This window comes from Flavisolibacter ginsengisoli DSM 18119 (assembly GCF_900129295.1).
GTDB lineage: Bacteria > Bacteroidota > Bacteroidia > Chitinophagales > Chitinophagaceae > Flavisolibacter > Flavisolibacter ginsengisoli.
Window position 1 is genome coordinate 59,995 of record NZ_FQUU01000011.1, and the last position, 20,155, is coordinate 80,149.

At 40.7% G+C, this 20,155-nt stretch carries 19 protein-coding genes; 9 read left to right on the top strand and 10 right to left on the bottom strand.

Annotation, left to right across the window (positions count from 1 at the left end; translation table 11 throughout):
* Positions 1-227: 227 nt before the first annotated feature.
* Positions 228-3,287, bottom strand: coding sequence for a protein translocase subunit SecDF (secDF, locus tag BUA53_RS13205; protein ID WP_084080066.1), 3,060 nt, complete (start codon positions 3,285-3,287; stop codon positions 228-230).
* Positions 3,288-3,485: 198 nt separating this feature from the next.
* Here secDF and BUA53_RS13210 point away from each other — a divergent pair, with 198 nt between their 5' ends.
* Positions 3,486-4,703 carry a serine hydrolase gene (locus BUA53_RS13210; protein ID WP_072835860.1) on the top strand — a complete coding sequence of 406 codons (1,218 nt, stop codon included), beginning with the start codon at positions 3,486-3,488 and terminating at the stop codon, positions 4,701-4,703.
* Between the two features lie 43 nt (positions 4,704-4,746).
* Positions 4,747-5,937 (top strand): pyridoxal phosphate-dependent aminotransferase, encoded by a 1,191-nt coding sequence (locus BUA53_RS13215; RefSeq protein WP_072835861.1) that lies wholly within the window; start codon positions 4,747-4,749, stop codon positions 5,935-5,937.
* 22 nt (positions 5,938-5,959) lie between these two features.
* Here the strand turns inward: BUA53_RS13215 and coaE are convergent, their stop codons facing one another.
* From coaE to BUA53_RS13250, 7 genes are all read right to left on the bottom strand, one after another.
* Positions 5,960-6,556: a dephospho-CoA kinase gene (gene coaE, locus BUA53_RS13220; protein WP_072835862.1), complete on the bottom strand. Its 597-nt coding sequence runs from the start codon at positions 6,554-6,556 to the stop codon at positions 5,960-5,962.
* Between the two features lie 57 nt (positions 6,557-6,613).
* Entirely contained in the window at positions 6,614-6,943 is a 330-nt protein-coding gene (gene yajC / locus BUA53_RS13225; RefSeq protein WP_072835863.1) for a preprotein translocase subunit YajC, read from the bottom strand.
* A 22-nt stretch (positions 6,944-6,965) separates the two neighbouring features.
* Entirely contained in the window at positions 6,966-7,409 is a 444-nt protein-coding gene (locus tag BUA53_RS13230) for a DUF1573 domain-containing protein (protein ID WP_072835864.1), read from the bottom strand.
* Between the two features lie 40 nt (positions 7,410-7,449).
* Positions 7,450-8,382 (bottom strand): transcription antitermination factor NusB, encoded by a 933-nt coding sequence (gene nusB / locus BUA53_RS13235; protein ID WP_245793119.1) that lies wholly within the window; start codon positions 8,380-8,382, stop codon positions 7,450-7,452.
* A 143-nt stretch (positions 8,383-8,525) separates the two neighbouring features.
* The gene (locus BUA53_RS13240) at positions 8,526-8,825 is read right to left on the bottom strand and encodes a hypothetical protein (protein WP_072835866.1); all 300 of its coding nucleotides are present in this window, start codon (positions 8,823-8,825) and stop codon (positions 8,526-8,528) included.
* A 54-nt stretch (positions 8,826-8,879) separates the two neighbouring features.
* Positions 8,880-10,895, bottom strand: a complete 2,016-nt coding sequence (locus tag BUA53_RS13245; protein WP_139256434.1) for a T9SS type B sorting domain-containing protein — start codon at positions 10,893-10,895, stop codon at positions 8,880-8,882.
* A 105-nt stretch (positions 10,896-11,000) separates the two neighbouring features.
* Positions 11,001-11,315, bottom strand: a complete 315-nt coding sequence (locus BUA53_RS13250) for a ferritin family protein (RefSeq protein ID WP_072835868.1) — start codon at positions 11,313-11,315, stop codon at positions 11,001-11,003.
* 228 nt (positions 11,316-11,543) lie between these two features.
* On the opposite strand from BUA53_RS13250, the gene BUA53_RS13255 reads away from it, so the two are divergent.
* From BUA53_RS13255 to BUA53_RS13275, 5 genes are all read left to right on the top strand, one after another.
* A complete protein-coding gene (locus tag BUA53_RS13255; RefSeq protein ID WP_072835869.1) occupies positions 11,544-11,825 on the top strand; it encodes a co-chaperone GroES in 282 nt (93 codons plus the stop codon).
* A gap of 92 nt (positions 11,826-11,917) precedes the next feature.
* Entirely contained in the window at positions 11,918-13,555 is a 1,638-nt protein-coding gene (groL, locus tag BUA53_RS13260; RefSeq protein ID WP_072835870.1) for a chaperonin GroEL, read from the top strand.
* Between the two features lie 157 nt (positions 13,556-13,712).
* Positions 13,713-14,501, top strand: a complete 789-nt coding sequence (locus BUA53_RS13265) for a hypothetical protein (protein WP_139256435.1) — start codon at positions 13,713-13,715, stop codon at positions 14,499-14,501.
* 932 nt (positions 14,502-15,433) lie between these two features.
* Positions 15,434-16,129 (top strand): outer membrane beta-barrel protein, encoded by a 696-nt coding sequence (locus tag BUA53_RS13270; protein WP_175546078.1) that lies wholly within the window; start codon positions 15,434-15,436, stop codon positions 16,127-16,129.
* Between the two features lie 114 nt (positions 16,130-16,243).
* Entirely contained in the window at positions 16,244-16,663 is a 420-nt protein-coding gene (locus BUA53_RS13275; protein ID WP_072835873.1) for a hypothetical protein, read from the top strand.
* Here the strand turns inward: BUA53_RS13275 and BUA53_RS13280 are convergent.
* Positions 16,660-17,301 carry a carboxypeptidase-like regulatory domain-containing protein gene (locus BUA53_RS13280; RefSeq protein WP_072835957.1) on the bottom strand — a complete coding sequence of 214 codons (642 nt, stop codon included), beginning with the start codon at positions 17,299-17,301 and terminating at the stop codon, positions 16,660-16,662. The genes BUA53_RS13275 and BUA53_RS13280 overlap by 4 nt on opposite strands.
* Positions 17,302-17,387: 86 nt before the next feature.
* On the opposite strand from BUA53_RS13280, the gene BUA53_RS13285 reads away from it, so the two are divergent.
* Together BUA53_RS13285 and BUA53_RS13290 are read left to right on the top strand one after the other, a co-directional pair.
* Positions 17,388-18,485 carry an Mrp/NBP35 family ATP-binding protein gene (locus BUA53_RS13285; RefSeq protein ID WP_072835874.1) on the top strand — a complete coding sequence of 366 codons (1,098 nt, stop codon included), beginning with the start codon at positions 17,388-17,390 and terminating at the stop codon, positions 18,483-18,485.
* A 9-nt stretch (positions 18,486-18,494) separates the two neighbouring features.
* A complete protein-coding gene (locus BUA53_RS13290; protein WP_072835875.1) occupies positions 18,495-19,130 on the top strand; it encodes an FMN-binding negative transcriptional regulator in 636 nt (211 codons plus the stop codon).
* On the opposite strand, the gene BUA53_RS13295 is transcribed toward BUA53_RS13290, so the two are convergent.
* The gene (locus BUA53_RS13295; protein WP_072835876.1) at positions 19,123-20,127 is read right to left on the bottom strand and encodes an amidohydrolase family protein; all 1,005 of its coding nucleotides are present in this window, start codon (positions 20,125-20,127) and stop codon (positions 19,123-19,125) included. The two genes, BUA53_RS13290 and BUA53_RS13295, sit on opposite strands and share 8 nt — an antisense overlap.
* Between the last annotated feature and the right edge of the window lie 28 nt (positions 20,128-20,155).

Below are 20,155 nucleotides of genomic sequence, written 5' to 3' on the forward strand. Positions count from 1 at the left end.
GCGATTTTCTTTGCGCATTTCTTAGCGTCTTTTGCGTTACTGGATTTCGTAAAGTATTGCAAAGCACGTAGAGAAAAGGCACGCAAAGGATCGCAAAGGGCTTCTGGATAACGCTTCACCCAGTTGAAGAATAAACGGCATGGTTCGCTGTAATTATCGTGAAGCTTTGATTTGCTTTCATAAAAAAAGCCTCCCGAAGGAGGCTCTTTATATGAGATTGCAAAAGATTAATGTTTAGCTATTGCAGGCTTTGTTTTTGTTGCAGGCTTTTCGTTGCCGGTAGAACCATTGGAAGCAGCAAGTGCTCTTTTACCACCAAGGTCAACCAGGATTGGAGCCGCCACAAAAATGGAGGAATAGGTACCTGTTACCACACCTATCAACATCGCGAAGGCGAATCCTTTGGTAACTTCTCCACCTACCAGGAATAGGATCAATATCGTCAGAAACACCGTTAAGGACGTCATGATGGTACGGCTTAAGGTTTCGTTGATGGCTTTATTGATCACCACTTCTTTTGGTGCACCGAGCATCTGGTGACTGTACTCCCTGATACGGTCAAATACGATCACCGTGTCGTTCATGGAGAAACCGATCACCGTTAGAATGGCAGCGATAAAGTGCTGGTCTAGTTCTAATGGGAATGGTACTACATTCTTCAGGAAAGAGAATACCGCAAGTGTTACCAATACGTCGTGCAACAAGGCGATGATGGTACCTAGTGAATATCTCCAGTCGCGGAAGCGGATAAAGATATAAATGGCAATGATCAATACCGACCAGAACGTTGCCCATTTGGCACCGCTCTTAAGGTCATCAGAAATCGTTGGTAATACAGTAGTTCTTCCGATAACGTTTTCCTTGTCAAACTTCTCGAAGCTTTTGTTTGCAGGGATATAGTTATGCAAACCTTCTTTCAGTTTGTTCAATACCATCGTACCTGTTTCAGGCGAGGTATTTTCAATCTGGTAGGAGGTAGTAATATCAAGGTGATTGTTAGCGCCAATGGTTTTAATAACTGGTGCTTCGCCAAATGATTTGGTCAGGTCCTCACGGATCTTTTCTACATCCTTAGTTACATCTTTATCAAAGGCTACTACATAGCTGCGACCGCCTTTGAACTCCACACCTTCATCAAAACCATTGAAGATGGCACCAATACCTAATGCCAATACAATAAAGGAAATCACATAGGCAACCTTCCTGTATTCAATGAACTTAAAGCTGGCATGTTTGAAGATGCGCTTTGATAATGGAGTGAAATATTCCAGGTGGTGGTTCTTATTGGTAAACCAGGCAGTTACCCAACGGCTCACCAGGATACCGCAGAACAGGGATAATAAGATACCAATGATCTGGGTAGTGGCAAAACCTTTAACAGGGCCTAATCCAAAAGAGAACAGGATGATGGCAGTTAATAAGGTAGTTACGTGGGCATCCAGTACAGGTGGTAAGGAACGCTTGTAGCCTTCATTCACTGCTGGTATATAGCCTTTGCCTTTGGATAGTTCCTCCTTGATACGCTCGTAAATAATTACGTTGGTGTCCACGGCCATACCAATGGTCAGTACAAGACCGGCGATACCAGGAGCAGTTAATGTAGCACCTAATCCAGTCAGTACACCGATAGTAAAGAGCAGGTTCAGGATCAGGGCAATATTGGCGATCCATCCACTGGTATTATAATAAACCAGCATCAGGATGAAGATGACAAGGAAAGAGATACCAAAAGCAAGCATACCACCATGGATGGCATTTTCACCAAGGGTAGGACCGACCACCTGCTCTTGTACGATCTTGGCAGGAGCGGGCAGCTTACCAGCTTTCAATATATTGGCAAGGTCAGTAGATTCTTCAGGGGTGAAGTTCCCGGAGATCTCCGTATTACCACCTGTGATAGGACCGTTGTGTGCAATAGGTGCTGAATAAACGATATCGTCCAGAACGATGGCGATAGGTCTTTTTTGCTCATAGCTTCTGCGTGTGATCTGCTCCCACTGGCGTGAACCCACGCTGTTGGTGGTCATAGACACACTGGGCTTTCCAAACTGGTCGAAAGTAGGTCTGGAAGAAGTCACTACTTCGCCTTCCATTGGAGGCTTTTCAGAACCGTTTGTTTTTAATACATAGAAAGGAACCACTTTCTCCTGTTTGCCTGCTGCATCACGTGCAGGTATACCAAAGGCAAACTTCGCATCGGAAGGGAAAGCACTGCGGATCTCCTCCATATTCAGGTACGACCTTAATGCATCAGTATCTTTTATAGCTACGGTCAAACCGGGCTTGAAGAATTCCTGCATTAAAGAACGTTTTCCGGAAAGGGTAGTGTCAGCGGCTTTCTTACCAGTATCTTTTTTCATTTCCTCTGATAACTTACCTGTTTTGGAAGTATCAGCAGGCGTGGTAGTGGCTGCTTTTGTTGTATCTGCAGGGGTTGTGGTTGCAGGTGTATTTTTGGAACCGGTAACAATGGCATTGTAAGCCTGGTCAGCGGCAACAAAAGAATTCTGCAATTCTTCTATTTTATATACTTCCCAGAACTGGAGGTTGGCAGATGACTGCAGGTACTTACGTACGCGCTCTTCATCCTGCACACCTGGTAATTCTACGGTGATCACACCACGGTCGCGGTCAGGGTTGATGTTGGGCTGTGCCACACCAAACTGGTCGATACGTGTGCGCAATACGCGGAAAGTACGGTCGAAGGCATCATTGGCTTCCTGCCTGATGGCGGCAATTACTTTATCATCACTGTCTGTAACCTTGATGCGGTCCTGGTTACCGGTAGCAAACAAAGAAGCAAGGCGTCCGTTGGGATTCAGCTTTTTATATTCTTCTACAAACAGGGTGATGTAATCTGCGCTGCTGTTGGCTTTCCTGACGTTGGCATTTTCAAGTGCCTTTAAGAAGTTGGGGTCCTTGGTGTTATTGGCCATGGAACGAAGCAAGCCTGAAAGCTCAACTTCCATGGTAACGTTAATACCACCCTGGAGGTCAAGACCCAGGTTTAATTCTTCCTCTTTGGCTTTCTGGTAACTAACAGGACCTGTGAAACTGTAGTGAACAGTAACATCTTTGGTACTGTCTAATAATCTTTTCAGACGGGCTTTGTAAACAGAGTCTTTCAAAGTCTCGTCAGCATTAGCATAGTTTTGGGCTACAAAGGATTTAGCCTTTGACTGCATTTTGTTCTCATGGCTACGTACCACCCATGTAAAGGATAATTCGTAAATAGAATAAAGGATAAGCAGAATAGTAAAAAAGCGGACTAAGCCTTTCAATTGCATACACGGTTTTTTTAAGAGTGGGCAAAGATAGTTTTTTCGCCTTAAATTCAGGCCTTAATTATAAGCCTTTTGGTCGTCTAAAACGGCCTGTTTAAAGGCTTTTAGCCTTTTTTTAGCTTTATGATATCTAAATACCTTGGGGTACTATTGCTGTTTCCCCTGATAATCTTTAGTAGCTGCCGCACTTCAAAACACACTATGACTCCCTCCCTGGAAATGAAAAAAGATCCTGGAAAACTGCTTTCATATTCTTTTTTGAAGAACCTGGTCAGGCAGGCTTCACCTCATTTAGACAGCCTGTTACAGTTAAAAGATCAGTACCATGTAAAGATCATTTATACGCAGGTTGACAGGTCAGCTTCCGGCAAGCCCAGGTTTACCAATTATTATTACAACGCAGATCCCAACCAGTATTTTTATCCTGCTTCCACTGTTAAAATGCCTGTTGCCTTCCTGGCTCTTCAAAAGCTAAACCAGCTAAACCAGCCAGGGCTGGATAAGCAAACCACTATGATCACGGAATCGGCTTATGCTGGCCAAACACAGGTTTATAATGATCCTTCTTCAGCAGACGGAAGGCCTACAGTGGCACATTACATCAAGAAGATATTTTTGGTCAGTGATAATGATGCCTTTAACCGGTTGTATGAGTTTTTAGGCCAGGAGTACATTAATGAAAGCCTGCATAAAATGGGGTACGACAGTGCGCAGGTCCTTCACAGGCTGGATGTAAGCTTGACCGAAGATCAGAACCGGGCTACCAATCCCGTAAAGTTCTATGATACTGCCTCCCATTTGATTTGGGAAAAACCATTGCTCAGGAGTGGGATGAGGTACCAAACGCGAAATACCTTGCTGGGAAAAGGATATATGAAAGGAGGTAAACTAATTAATGAACCATTTGACTTTTCAAAAAAGAACCGGTTCACATTAATCGACCTGCATTCTATATTAATGAGCGTGATCTTTCCCGAAGCAATGCCCAAAAAGCAACGTTTTCAACTTAATAATGAGGATTATGCCTTTTTATATAAGTATATGTCTATGAAACCAGGCGAATCGCAATTTCCTCAATACGATTCCAGTTTCAATGATGCATATTCCAAACTCCTGTTATTTGGCGGAAAGGGTAAAATAGAAGACCCTGGTATCAGGATCTTTAATAAGGAAGGGGATGCTTATGGTTTTTTAACGGATGTTGCCTACATAGTTGACCTTAAAAACAATGTGGAGTTTTTTCTGAGTGCCAATATCTATTGCAATTCAGATGGAATATTCAATGATGATCATTATGATTATGAATCAATCGGTTTTCCTTTCCTAAAAGAACTGGGACAGGTGATCTATCAATATGAATTAAAACGTAACCGTAAGCACAAGGCCTCATTGGATCAATTTAAAATAACCTATGATTAATTAGTTAGTGTAATACTTACATTTGTGCCTTTGAAAAATACGCATGGAATTATCTTCATTACTTTCAAGATTCAGTGAGCCCGAAACTTTACGCATGGCCAAATTGGGCAGGGAACTGAGGGCCAAAGGTTTAGATATTATTGACCTGAGTTTGGGTGAACCTGATTTTGATACGCCCGAACACATTAAAGAAGCAGCAAAGAAAGCGATTGATGAAAACTGGAGTCATTACACACCGGTATCAGGATACCTTGATCTCAGGCAGGCTGTATGTTCGAAATTTAAAAGGGATAATAACCTGGATTATAAGCCGGAAAATATAGTAGTGTCCACAGGTGCCAAGCAAAGCCTGGCAAACGCTATACTGAGTATTGTAGAAACAGGTGACCAGGTGATCATACCCACACCATTTTGGGTAACCTACCAGGCACTGGTGGATATAACAGGCGCGGAAGCGGTGCTATTGAAATCCTCCCTGGAACATGGCTATAAAATAACGCCTGAAGAACTGGAAGCAGCCATCACACCACGCACAAAGCTTTTTATTTTTTCATCGCCCTGCAACCCAAGTGGATCAGTATATAAAAAAGATGAACTGGAGGGACTGGCCCGTGTGTTTGAAAAATATCCGCATATATATATCATATCCGACGAGATATATGAATATATAAACTACGGAGGTAAACCAGAAAGTATTGCACAATTTGACTACCTGAAAGACCGGACCATTATCATCAATGGACTGAGTAAGGGTTTTGCGATGACAGGATGGAGACTGGGTTATATGGCAGCTCCAGTTGAAATAGCAAAGGCATGCGAAAAATTGCAGGGTCAATTTACCAGCGGAACAAGTTCTATTACACAACGGGCGGCCATCACTGCGCTGACTGCACCCCTGGATGCAACCCATGAAATGTTAAAGGAATTTGAAAGAAGAAGAAAAAGGGTAATGGAGCTTATGCACGGCATTGAAGGTTTTAAGTTTTCAGAACCCGATGGAGCCTTTTACGCCTTTCCATGTGTGGATTTTTATTTTGGAAAGTCCGATGGGGAAGAAGTGATCAAAAATGCTGATGACCTTTGTATGTACCTACTGAATAAGGCACATGTTTCTACCGTTACCGGTAGTGCCTTTGGTGATAGTCAATGTCTAAGGTTATCTTTTGCCAACAGCATGGAAAACATTGAAAAAGGATTTGCCCGGATTACTGAAGCATTAAAGAAACTGAAGTAGAACCAGGGATATACTTGTGTAATTACTGGAGATGCGAAGCTAATTTCAATAGTGCTTCATGAAGGTGTAATACCTGAGGGATCACCAGCTGCTGTTCATCATTGTGAATGATGAAATCACACAGGCGCATCTTGATAATTTCATCCATTTGCCTGTTCATTCTATGCTGAACCTGCTCGCGGGAAATGGCATCCCTGTCCATGACTCTTTTGATCCTAAGATGAACAGGAGCGGCGACTCCTATTATATAATCCAGTTGTCCTGCTGAACCGGCTTCAAATAATAAGGCTGCTTCTTTAATAATATACGGAGCCTTTTGACTGGCTATCCATTTTTCAGCATCAAGAAGGGTGGGAGGGTGTACAAGGCTATTTAGCAACTCCAGTTTTCCAGGATCATTAAAAACCAATTGGGCCAGGTGGGCTCTATCCAACTGTTCATTTTTGTAAACATCAGCACCGAAATGTTTGACCATTGCAGCTTTTAAAACAGGATCGGTATGATACAATCTTTTAGATGCTTCATCTGCATAATAGACAGGAACATTCAATAGTTCAAAAACTTTAGCTACCGTAGTTTTTCCCGAACCAATACCTCCTGTTAATCCTATCTTAAGCATATTGAAATGAAAATCCGAAGCTGTAAGCTTCGGATCTCTAAATTAATTATAGTTTACTTATTTTTTCTCCACTACCGGGGTAAGTGGTTTATTGAGTTGCGTTGTCCATTCCATTGAAATAGCACTCTTTTCAATTTTGATATAGCTACCAGGATTGATCTCGAGTTGAATAGTAGTGCCATCATCATTTACTTTATTGATGGTGCCATGTATTCCTGCTATAGTAACGATCTTGTCACCTTTTTGCAGGTTATCTATAAAGGTCTTTTGATTCTTAGCTTTTTTAGCCTGTGGCCTGATGAAAAATAACCAAAACACAAGGATCATTAATCCCAGGAAAATGAACTGAAAAGAACCTCCACCTGCCGGTGCTTGTAATAAATACATATTAGATGATTGAATGATTAAACTACTTTTTTGTTACGTTAACATTAAATGCCAGGAAATAGGACTTTTCTTTGGTATTGGCATTAACGGTAATACTTTTCCGGTGTTCACCTTCTGTCTGGTTTTTACTGTCAAACTTTGCCTTGATAACACCATCACCACCCGGGGCTATAGGTTCAGTAGGCTTTTCTGCTACAGTGCAGCCACAGCCGGGAATTACACTGGCGATCACCAATGGTTTTGTTCCTGTATTCTTTACATGCCATGTGATATCCACCACCTGGCCTTCATTTACTTTTCCAAGGTCCTGGAAGGTAGAGTCCACCCACTGAAGGCTGGTATAATTTGCAGAGTCTTCCAGTGCTACACTATTCAACGAATCCCTGTTGGTAGAAGCGGCCTTCTTGTCTGAATTGGTGCAGGATAGTATCAATCCTGAGATTAAAAAAATGACTAAATACTTCATCTTATAATTTTTGCGTGGCAAAGTTAACCGGAAATAGCCATCAGGGTTTTTCTTCCTTTAAATTATCCTGCGGGGCCACTTTTGTTTTTTTAAACTCTGTTTTGTGCAGTTTACCTTGTTGCACCAGTTCTTTATGAATATTATCCAGGATACCGTTTACAAACTGGCCACTTTGCTGTGTGCTATATTCCTTGGCTATATCTATATATTCATTAATGGTAACCTTGGGTGGTATGGTTTCGAAATAAAGCAATTCAGCCACTCCCATACGCATGATGATCATGTCAAGGGCAGCTATCCTTTCAGCATCCCAGTTCTTTAATTTTGGTATGATCAGGGTTTCAAGGTGTTCCTTTTTATCAATGACCGTGGTAATGAGGTTTTTGGCAAAATTCCATTTGTCAGCACTTACCACTTCATTAAAATTAATAGCTGAAGGTTTTAATAATAGTCCCTGTACCAACTGAATGACCATATCAGCATCATCATCCCAATTCATAAAATGCTCTTCCAGGTGACTGATGAAAACTTCATTGGGAATGAGGAGGTCGTTAAAGAGAAATTCAAGGATCTCTCTTTCTTCCTTAGCGTTTCGCTCGTTGACACTGATATAAGCACGGTATTGGGGCGACTCGGCTAGTTCGATGTATATCTTTTTAACCAGTTCCTTGTCAATGCGGTTTTCAAATTTTGCCTTTCCCAGTTGCTGCTGGTAGCTGGCATCTTCTTTAATCCGCCAAAGCAACTCGTTCCCGGCAATTTTGGTGTTGACATTGAGATCTGCTGTGGACGGTAAGTGTTTGCCAGAACGTACATAAGAATCCTTCTCTGCATATCCAGCTATTTCTGACAAAAAATAAGTGAGGTATAAAAAAAGCTCTTTTGACTGGTCAAAATGTTTTTGTAATAAATGGACGGGTTCTCCAGGCTTCAATCCCTGCTCAAGGGTACTTAAAGTGTATATGGTCTGCATCACTTTCACCCTTATATTCCTTCTGCTAATCATCGTTTAAGAACTATTTGAGCCGGCGAAGATAGGAATGATAGGGTAAATGAAAACAAGGATTAGCTTACTCTATTCGTTAAAACCCCTGTTAAAGGAGAAAGTATGACGTTTTATTGATCTTGCTTCTTTGGTAATATCGTCGTGTCTTTTTTTATTGCAGCATATTGGCTTCCGTTGCTGGGCGTTGCCACATGGCCTGTAGGTGTAGCTCGTTGACCATCTTTCCAATGATAGATCTTCCTGTTGCTGAGTTTTACAGTATCTGTTTTCTGGGTACTTTGTTTATTATCCTGAGTTCTTTGTTTATAATGGTGTGCCCTGACCTTTTTTTGTGGTGCATTTTTATCCTGGGCAATTGTTATTGTAGCAAAAGCCAATATGCCTATTGTTAATAAAGATATTTTCTTCATAATAAAAGAATTATGAAGTATATGTATCAAACAGGTTGCCAAAAGAAAGCAGTCTTAACGGATCAGGGTGGCTGTTCCCCTTAAAACCCTGGTTTCTTTAGTATCCCGATCTGTATATTTCAGGAACCAAACATAGACACCGGAACCCTGGGGCGTTCCGTTGACCTTGCCATCCCAACCTGTTTTCCAGTTATTTGTTTTATAAACCAGTTGCCCCCAGCGGTTGTACACATTAAATTCCAGTTTTTCAGTTTTTATAGCATTCAGGACCTTTAATACATCATTCTTTCCATCATTGTTGGGTGTGAAGGCATTGGGTACGGCCAGGTAACAACTGCTGTAAATAATAATGGGTTTGGTGGCTTTACTCTCACAACCGAAGCTATCTGTTACTGAATAATTCACAGAATAGGTTTTAGTATTGTACGGTTGGGTATAGGTATGTGCGGGAGATTCCTCTGAGGATTGTGCACCATCACCAAAAGACCATTGATGTTGTAAAATATGGCCCTGTGCATTGCTGGTAAACTGCACTGGTTCATTGGGACAATTATCCTCGTATGCAGTGAAATCAGCTTTTAAAAAGTTGTCCAGGAGAACAGACTGGAAACTGGTATCTGTGCAAAAACCATTGCTGACAATGAGTTGGATATCTTTTTTTTCAAACTTTGTATATAGGGCTGTGGGATTTTGCACAGTGCTGGTTTTATTATCATCCAGGCTCCAATGCCATTCGGTAATGCCATTGCCACCCGGGTGAGAAAACTGGATAGTATCCACACTGCAGCCATAGATCTTATTATAGCTAAAATCTGCACTAACAGTATCGAATACAGTAAAGTTGATAGAAGAACCTGCAGGAGTAGGAACTCCACACTCATCAATTATTGTATTTCCATCATTTCCTTGCTTTAAGTGCAATGTGAATTGCCCTTGTTTATAAAGAGGGGTTGTTAGATTGATCAGTATTTCCTTTGTAGAGCCCCCTGAACATTTTGCGGAGGCGCCAAAAATGTCTGCAGCATAAGGGCCTGAAATTGAAAAATCGCTACCATCCGGATCAATGCTTGAACATAGGATCGGCTTACTAAAAACCAGCTTTAACATCTGTGGCAGGCAATGAACCGGCTCCATATTATCCATAGGAGTAGGTACAAGAGGAAATACTTCAAAATCTATTTTATCAGCTATTGGTACTGCATTGTCGCAGTAATCCAGCAAAGTGTTTCCGTCATTACCTTTCCTGATACTAACATTGTAATTGCCGGGAGAAAGAGCAGATGACAATTGTAATTCAATAGAATCAGTATCGAAGCCTACACTGCAACCAATGCCGGTAGCATTAGTAATGGTTGCTGACCCTGTGCTGAGTATAAAGTCAGAACCTGAAGGATCAAGGCTTGAACATTTTATTTTCTTCTTTAGCTTGACCCTGATAATATTACGCCCGCAATTGACATCTGCACTTTTCAGTCGTGGAGTGGTAGAATCAGTAATAACAGCAGTACCATTTTTAAAGGATAGAGAATAGCCAACCTGGGAATCAGTAAAATGACTTACCATCAAAAGGTAAGTATGGCCTGCTGTGATCTCTGGCATAGCAGCATAGGTACTTCTGTTTTCGTCAGGAATAGAAGCACATTGAATAAAATTCACACCAATACTTGATGCACCCGTATTACCAGAACTTCCGGACCAGTTTCCGGTTATGATCATCGATTTATCTTTAAATACATCTTCCGGGTTTCTATTGGTTATATCATAGAGTTGCCAGTCGTAGTCATCTCCCTGGTCAGTAGGAGAAATAACGAATCCCAATTTCCCTGATTTAAAGCAGGTGAATTTGTACCAATAAGGATTCTTATCCTCGTACACAGCACCTCCCTGGTCACTGCACCCGGGTACAATCAATGTATGAGAAGAGCAAATAGGTACGGTAGTTTGCTGGAAAACACTTGTGCCACATACAGGAAAAGCAGTGGAAGGAGTTTGTCCTGGAGTGGTACAGATTTGAGCTTTCCCGCATATGGAGAACAAAAAAAAGGAGAGAATAGAAAAAAAAAGTTTCATAAACAGTTTCCTGGCCTTGATAGTTGAGCTTACAAATATCTAAAATGCTGCACAGGAAGCTAATAATTTATTGCTAAAGCTATCAACGGCCAGGAAAACTATTATTTAATCGGCTTTTTCTTCCCCTTTCTCTCCCAATTTGACAATATCACCGGTAGTGAACAGGATCTCTTTTAAGGTAGTACGCCATTTGTCCTTTTTGCGAAGCAAAAATTCAAGGTCCATCCCGAAATGTTTAAATTCCTCCTGCTGTGCATTTTGCATGATGGCTTTGGCAGCTGCATCTTTTTCCACAGAAATACGTTGTTCATACCAGTTAATGGCTTCAGCTTCTTCAGTTAATGAAACGATCATCCTGGCAAATGTTCTTGTCTCGGCAGAAAGTTCTTCCGGAGGCTCGTGGTATTGATCGAAACCCATACAATTGATTTTTCATCAATGATGCAAAAGCTGAGCCATGACGTTTATTCCTGAATGTGCAAAAATGTCAAGTTCTAAATTATAAATAGGTTATGAAACAGGTGCAAACTTCAAAGAACCTGAAATTTTTTCCGTTTCTGACCTAGTGGCACACTATTCGCCTACCTTTGCCCGCCTGACAACCGTTAGGAAATCTGAATAATTTCATTAAACCAAAAATTCATAGAAATGGCTAACAAAGTAAATGTTACCCCTTTACACGACAGAGTAATAGTGAAGCCAGCTGCAGCTGAAGAAAAAACTGCCGGTGGTATCATTATTCCAGACACAGCAAAAGAAAAACCTCAGCGTGGTACAGTGATCGCGGCTGGTCCTGGAAAGAAAGATGAGCCTGTAACAGTTAAAGAAGGCGACACTGTTCTATATGGTAAGTATGCTGGTACTGAAATCTCAATTGAAGGTCAGGATTACCTGATCATGAGAGAGAGTGACATTCTGGCAATAGTTTAACCTCTACTACTTATCTGCTGATGAGCTAATGGTCGGCAGGTACAATTATTCATTAGCGATTTTAGAATTATCAAATTATCAAATTAAATATTATGGCTAAACAACTGTTTTTCGAAACTGATGCCCGCAATAAAATGAAAAAAGGCGTTGACACATTGGCCAACGCTGTGAAAGTTACGCTTGGTCCTAAAGGCCGTAACGTGGTTATAGAAAAGAAATTCGGATCTCCTTCTGTTACTAAAGATGGTGTTACCGTAGCCAAAGAAATAGAACTGGAAGATGCCATTGAGAACATGGGTGCACAAATGGTGAAAGAAGTTGCCTCTAAAACTGCTGATATAGCAGGTGATGGTACAACTACTGCAACTGTCCTGGCCCAGGCTATCATTACTGAAGGTTTAAAGAACGTAGCTGCTGGTGCCAATCCAATGGACCTGAAGCGTGGAATTGAAAAAGCTGTAAAAGCTGTTATAGAGAATCTTCGTTCTCAATCTCAGACTGTTGGTAATGACAACCAGAAAATAGAGCAGGTAGCTACTATTTCTGCCAACAATGACAGTGAAATTGGTAAGCTGATTGCCCAGGCAATGGAAAAAGTTTCTAAAGATGGTGTTATCACAATTGAAGAAGCTAAAGGAATTGAAACTACAGTTGATGTAGTTGAAGGTATGCAGTTTGATCGCGGTTACATCTCTCCTTACTTTGTTACCAACAGTGAGAAGATGCAGGCTGAATTGGAAAATCCTTACATCCTGATCTATGACAAAAAGATCAGCAGCATGAAAGATATTCTGCACATTCTGGAGAAAGTGGCTCAGCAAGGTGCTCCTTTACTGATCATTTCAGAAGACCTGGAAGGTGAAGCATTAGCTACCCTGGTAGTAAATAAATTACGCGGTACATTGAAAGTTGCTGCTGTTAAAGCTCCAGGCTTTGGCGACAGGAGAAAAGAAATGCTGCAGGACATCGCTATCCTTACAAAAGGTATCGTGATTTCTGAAGAGCAAGGATATAAATTAGAGAATGCTGACCTGACTTATTTAGGTAAAGCTGAAAGAGTAGTGATCGACAAAGACAACACTACAGTTGTTGGTGGTAAAGGTGAGAAAGATGGTATTACAGGTCGTATCAACCAGATCAAATCACAGATAGAAAATACAACTTCAGATTACGACCGTGAAAAATTACAGGAGCGCCTGGCGAAATTAAGCGGTGGTGTGGCTGTATTGAATGTTGGTGCTGCTACTGAAGTTGAAATGAAAGAAAAGAAAGACCGTGTTGACGATGCCTTGCATGCAACCAGGGCTGCTGTAGAAGAAGGAATCGTTCCAGGTGGTGGTGTTGCCTATGTTCGTGCTATTGAAGCATTAAGCAATATCGATACATTGAATTCTGATGAAGCAACTGGTGTTCAGATCGTTCGCCGTTCACTGGAAGAGCCCCTGCGCCAGATCGTTGAGAACTGCGGTATTGAAGGAAGCGTAGTGGTGAACAAAGTGAAAGAAGGTAAGGGCGACTATGGCTTTAATGCACGTACTGAAGTGTATGAGAACCTGATCGCAGCTGGTGTTATCGACCCAACTAAGGTTAGCCGTATCGCTTTGGAAAATGCGGCATCTATTGCAGGTATGTTATTGACTACTGAGTGTGTAGTTGCTGATAAGCCAGAACCTAAGTCTGCTGCCGGCGCCCCTGCAGGTATGCCAGGCATGGGTGGAATGGATTATTAATCCAATCACATCTGTTAACAGATATAGTATTCGAAAAAAGTCTCACTAGAAATAGTGAGACTTTTTTATTGAGATCATTCCTGAATTTCCTTAGTAAAGTTATATCTGGTACAATTAAGTAAATTTGCGCATCAATGGCTACCGTCAATTTTTGAATATGAAACCTTTCTTCAGTATTTTACTTGTTTCACTGTTCTGTTTTCAAAATGTCAATGCACAGCATACGCAAGAGATGGCTGGTGGAAAAGGTGTTTTATACATGGGCTTTGGAACCAACCTGTCTTTCTATTCAAAAAGTGATCTTCATTTCCATTCCTCGGACTTCGACTTTACCTTATATAAGGTAAGGGGCAAGGATGATGGCGGGTTGAAATTCGATGGAGGCGGAGCAGCGCAGTATAGTTACCAGGTAGGTTATTATTTCAAGAAAAAGAATTTTGGAATAGAATTCAATTTTGACCATATTAAATACTTTGTACGCCAAAACCAGGTAGTACATTTAAAAGGATCGATCAAAGGCCAGTCATATGATACTGACACTACATTGACTCCGAATTTCATCCAGTTTGAACATAGTGACGGTGCCAATTATGCCCTGTTCAATTTCGTAAAATGGAAAAATCTTTGGGTTGGCAAGAACCCGGCTCATGTCCTGGACCTTGTATTTAAGGCAGGAGCGGGCCCTGTGATTCCAAAAACCAATTCTACAATAGCCGCCGGAAATGAAGTGGGTAAACACCGTGATGATACATACAAAATTTCAGGTTTTGTTATGGCTGTAGAAGGTGGAGTCCGGTACACATTCGCAAAACATTTCTATGTAATGCCAAGCGTAAAGGGTGCGTATGCTGACTATACTCATTTTGTTATTAAAGATGGCTACGGCAACCAGCATTGGTTTGCAGCCCATATAAACCTCTTAATAGGAGCACAGGTAAACCTGTAATTTTTACATTTTTTTGCGGGGTTAGGGATTATTTTACGCAAAAAGTTGTATCTTGATGATATCCACTACATGCTGCTTTCCTGATTATCTTTTCATTTTTGGCCCTGTAATTGCGACCTAATCCATCCCTCTGGACCTCTAACCATAATATTCACTCAAAAACCAGTGTTTATGCTTACTAAAATGTTCAATTGGATACGAAGCCGGTTCTCAGGTTCAAAAAAAGTAAAATCCCCGTTTGATAAGGATAATCCTTTTTTAATTCTATAATGCTCCACAGGATTCGGTATTACAACTCTCTTCTCTTTTAGTAATTCTTCATAGCAAGGACATTCAATTATATTGCCCGGTTTTACTGTATAGAATGGTTAGCTATTTCGTATGCAATGGCTGATAGTACCGGTCAATGCCCTGAAATAAAATAGGAAGTAATGCAAATTTATTTCTAAGGAGGGGCTTATTGGAAAACCTTATGTAGGCGCCTGTATCATAAAAATTATCTGCTATAAATTTTACTATTTTCAGTTACTGTTTTATATTTTCGCAGTAGTTTCTCACTATTGATTAAAGATCCGGTTTCCTACCTTTACCTGTTAATCTTTCCGGAGAAGAACCATGGTATCCTGGCCGGTAAGTATATTCACCAGTTGAGTATTCAGGTTGAAGCCAACAACTAGCATAAAAGTTTTTAAAAAACCCTGTCATTGACAGGGTTTTTTAATTGCATGAAAAACATATAATGGTAATAATTGAAATCGGGCTAATAGCTTAAGCATTTATACTTAGAAACAGGGAATTACTTCCGGTAAATTAAACTTTCATGATTTAATAATATCTGACAATGCTGGAAATTGTAAAGGTTGATGCCTGAACAAATGAATACTTATGATGGCAAAGCTTTTGCAAATACAAGAACAAAAATTATATACACTATGAAAATGAGATTTCTGGCCATACTTGGCGCCACAGCAATTGCTTCTACTTCTTTAAAAGCACAATCTAATGCCCGCATCCAGGCTGGTATTAACCTGGCTAATATAACGGTAAATGAGAATGGCCGTGTTGATGATGCCAATATGCTTAGTAGTTTCCAGTTGGGTATTATAGGAGATGTTCACCTGGGAAGCATATTATATTTGCAACCTGGCGTGTTATTTACTGGTAAAGGCTCAAAAGTACAGAAGGGCACAGAAGGTTCAAATGGATATTTCAAGCAGACATTTAATCCTTATTACATCGAAGTACCTGCCAATATTTTAATAAAGGCGCCTTTAGGAAAAACTGGTAGTTTCTTTGTTGGTGCCGGACCTTACCTGGGTATTGGAGTTGGAGGTAAAACTAAGACCGAAGGACAAACTTTATTGGGTGTAACTTATTCTAACGATCAAAAGATCAAATTCTCTAATGATGATCCCACTACTTTAAATGAGGAAGAAGGAGCGGGTTTCGGTATTGTTAAGCGGTTTGATTATGGAGTGAATGGAACTGTGGGCCTTGAAGGAAAATCTATTGTATTGGGTGTTAATTATGGATATGGGCTTGCCAAGCTTCAATCTGGTAGCAATAGTACACAGGACAATAATAATAAGAACAGGGTTGTAAGCATAACCCTGGGATTCAAATTATAATTCTTCTGCTATTCAAAAAAAGCCAGTTCTTCAGAACTGGCTTTTTTGATTGGTATATCCAGGTAAATTATTGAATTGTAACACTGTAATTTATTGCTGGTTTATCTTCGCCCCATGCAAATTATGAAATGGCTGTCCATTGCCACATTGGCCTTATTGATCTACAGTTGCTTTTTGCCCTGGGTAACTATTGAGTCACAAAATATAATGGTTACTGGTATGAAAGCGGAGGCTATTAACTTTGGAAAGCCAGGTTTATTGCATATAGTATTATCAGTAATAATGATGATGCTTTTATTGCTAAACAAATTATGGAGCTTTAAGACTGCATTTTTTATTTCTGCCTTTAACATTGCATGGAGCCTGCGGAATTTTATTTCCATTTCTGCCTGCAGTGCAGGGATTTGCCCAACAAAACATATCTCGTTATACATTATTTTAATTGCTCCTATAGCAGCAACTGTGTTTTTATTATTGATCAACAAGGAAGTTCCCGGCAAAAAAGAAGAGATCAATATGACCAGGGAAGTTTAATGCTTATTTTTAAAATCTCCACGTTTCCATGCCTGGATAAATTCTGACCATGCGGCAGGATTGAAAATATTCATGGGAGGTATCTGGCCAGTATAGGTAGCCTTAGTGGCAATATTCCGAAACTGCAGGCTTGAGGCTTCAGAGCCATCACCGGGAATAGAGTTCATTAAAATTCTTCTTTTCGCTACATCATTATTTTGCCTGGCGATCTCTATCTGGTCGTCGGGCACTTTTGTTTTTACAAAATCTCTTTCAAACTGTTGTGGAGTAGGACGGGGACGTATAATTGTTACCGGTAAGTAGGTGGTGTCTTCCACCATCAACTGAACTATGCTTTGCTGGTTTCCCTCCAGGTTCCTGGGAATAATGATGGTTTTTGGTTTATAGCTAACGTGGGTAAATTCAACAACATCACCTTTTAATACAACGATAGAAAAAACGCCCTGGTTATTTGTAATAGTACCTCTATGCGATCCTTTTATGGTAATGCTTACCGCTGGGATACCAACCAGGCTATCTGCAGTCATGACAATACCATACAATTGAACAACTGAATCTTTAACCGTTTCAAATTGCGCATTAGCGTGCTTTGTAAATGCAATGCTAAAAAGCAATAAAAGGGGTAAAAGTTTTTTCATCTCTTCAAAATTAATGTCCAATGAGTTATATCAGGAAAAGGGATGTTTGTTTAAAGTAACTTTGCGACTTCATTAACATTTACAGTATGACAAAAGATAATGTGTTGCAGGCGCTCAGTACAGTGCAGGAGCCTGACCTGGGGAAAGATCTTGTTACACTCAACATGGTTAGAGATATAGAGATTGATGGAAATTATGTTTCCTTTACCGTAGTACTCACTACCCCCGCTTGTCCATTAAAAGAGCAAATAAAAAATGCATGCATTACTGCTATTAAAGCGATACAACCTGCTTCAATAGTAAAAGTAAATTTCACTTCCAGTACTACCACAATAAGAGCTGATAAAAGCACAGTGCTTCCGGGTGTCAGGAATATTATTGCAGTAGTAAGTGGGAAAGGTGGGGTTGGTAAGAGCACCGTTTCTGCCAATCTCGCTCTTGCTCTTGCAAAAGGTGGTGCCTCGGTTGGCTTGCTGGATGCTGATATTTATGGACCCAGTGTTCCTATAATGTTTGGTGTTCGTGGAGAAAGACCCATCATGACTGAGATCAATGGAAAAGGAATGATCGTTCCATTGGACCGCTATGGTATCAAATTGCTAAGCATAGGATTATTGGTAGATGAAAAAAATGCAGTGGTATGGAGAGGTCCAATGGCAAGTAATGCCATCCGCCAATTCATTACCGATGTAAACTGGGGAGAACTCGATTACCTGGTTATCGATATGCCTCCCGGAACAGGAGATATACATCTTACGCTTATGCAAACTGCCCCAGTTACCGGGGTAGTTGTAGTGACAACTCCACAGGATGTTGCATTGGCTGATGCCAAAAAAGGCATTGCCATGTTTGGTCAGGCGCAGATGAATGTACCTATCATTGGGCTTGTGGAAAACATGAGTTATTTTACCCCCGCTGAACTTCCAGGTCATAAGTATTATATTTTTGGTAAAGAGGGCGGCAAGCGCCTGGCAGAAGAATATGACCTTCCTTTTCTTGGACAAATTCCGTTGGTGCAAAGCATACGAGAAGGTGGTGACATTGGTGTTCCGGCCATGTTGAATGATGACGAGATAACTAAAGAAGCATTTCTTGAATTTGCGGGTACAGTGGCCAGAAGTGTTTCCATGCGCAATGCCCATATGAAAAGCGAAGAAGTAGCTGAAGTAGTTGAAGAAAAATAAGTTTCCCAGATGTATAGTCTTCCGTATTTTAAAGAAAAAGATCCCAAGGTGGTCATGAAGTTTATTCATGACCATCCTTTCGCATTTATAACAGGTTGTTCTTCCGAAGGAAAACCAGTGGCTACACAGATCCCTGTATTTATTGAAGAGAAGGAGGACGGACTGTTTCTGACAGGGCATATGATGAAACAAACAGATCATCATAAAGCCTTCGAACGAAATCCAAATGTACTTTGTGTATTCACCGGGCATCATTGCTATGTCAGTGCCACTTTATACAGTGACCCTCACCAGGCATCTACCTGGAATTATATGTCTGTACACGTAAGAGGACAATTACAATTCTTAGATGATGCAGGTCTGGTTACTGTTTTACAAAAGACAAGTGCACATTTTGAAAATTATAACCCTCAGTCTACTACAACCTTTGACAATTTGTCCAAAGAATATACTGAGCGGTTAATGAAAGCTATAGTAGCATTCGAGGTAAAGGTTGAAGAAATAGAGAACGTTTTTAAATTAAGCCAGAACAGGGACGAGGAAAGCTATCACAATATTATTAATCATTTAGAGCTGGGCAACCCTGACGAAAACACAATTGCAGCAGAAATGGAAAAAAGGCAAAGCCAGTTGTTTTCTAAATAAGTATTTCTGCTTTCATTCCAAGCCAGTCGATCGCATTCTTATACAAAAGTTTGTGGTTTTCTACTGGTGATAAATGTAAAGACTCTATCATTTCACCGGGGCAATGTTCTCCAAGGGGAAAAGGATAATCACTACCCATACAAATTTTATCATCACCCACAGTTTCCTTGAGGAATAGAAAGCTTCGTTTATCGTGCACCAGGCTATCTACCCAGAACCTGCCCAAATAATCTGCCGGATCAATATTATTATCTGTTTGTGTAAGATCAGGCCTTACTTCAAAGCCATGTGATATCCTGCCAAGTGTGTAAGGAAAGCTTCCTCCACCATGTGCAAAAGCAATCCTTAGGCCTGGAAAGGTTTCAAATACACCACCAAAGATAAGAGAACAAATGGCACGTGTTGTTTCAGCTGGCATACCAACCAACCAGGGGAGCCAGTATTGGGGCATTTCCTTTTCACCCATCATTTCCCATGGATGAATAAATAAAGAACATTCCAATTCCTCGGCTCTTTTATAGAAAGGAAAAAGAGCTTTATCGTTAAGATTCTTCCCATTGATATTAGTGCCAATTTCGAGACCAGGCATTTTCAATTCTAAAATGCATCTTTCCATTTCTTTAATGGCCAGGTCAACATCCTGAAGTGGCACTGTGCCGATACCAATAAATCTTTTACTGTTCTTATCGGCTGTTTCGGCAATATGGTCATTTAAAAAACGGGAAGTTTCATAACCATCCTGCGGACGTGCCCAATAATTAAAGAGTACAGGAATGGTTGAAAGCACCTGGGTTGTTACCCCGGTACTTTCCATATCTTTTAGTCTGGCAGAATCATCAAAGCAATTATCTTCTATCTCCCTGAAAACTTTATCTCCCTTCATCATGCAGGCCTTGCAATTACGGTGTTCCAAATGAATGAAATCGCCATAACCAAACTTCTTTACCCAGTTGGGCATTGAGGGAGGCATTATATGCGTGTGTATATCAATTTTCATATTCAGGCAGACAAAGAAAGTCTAACCC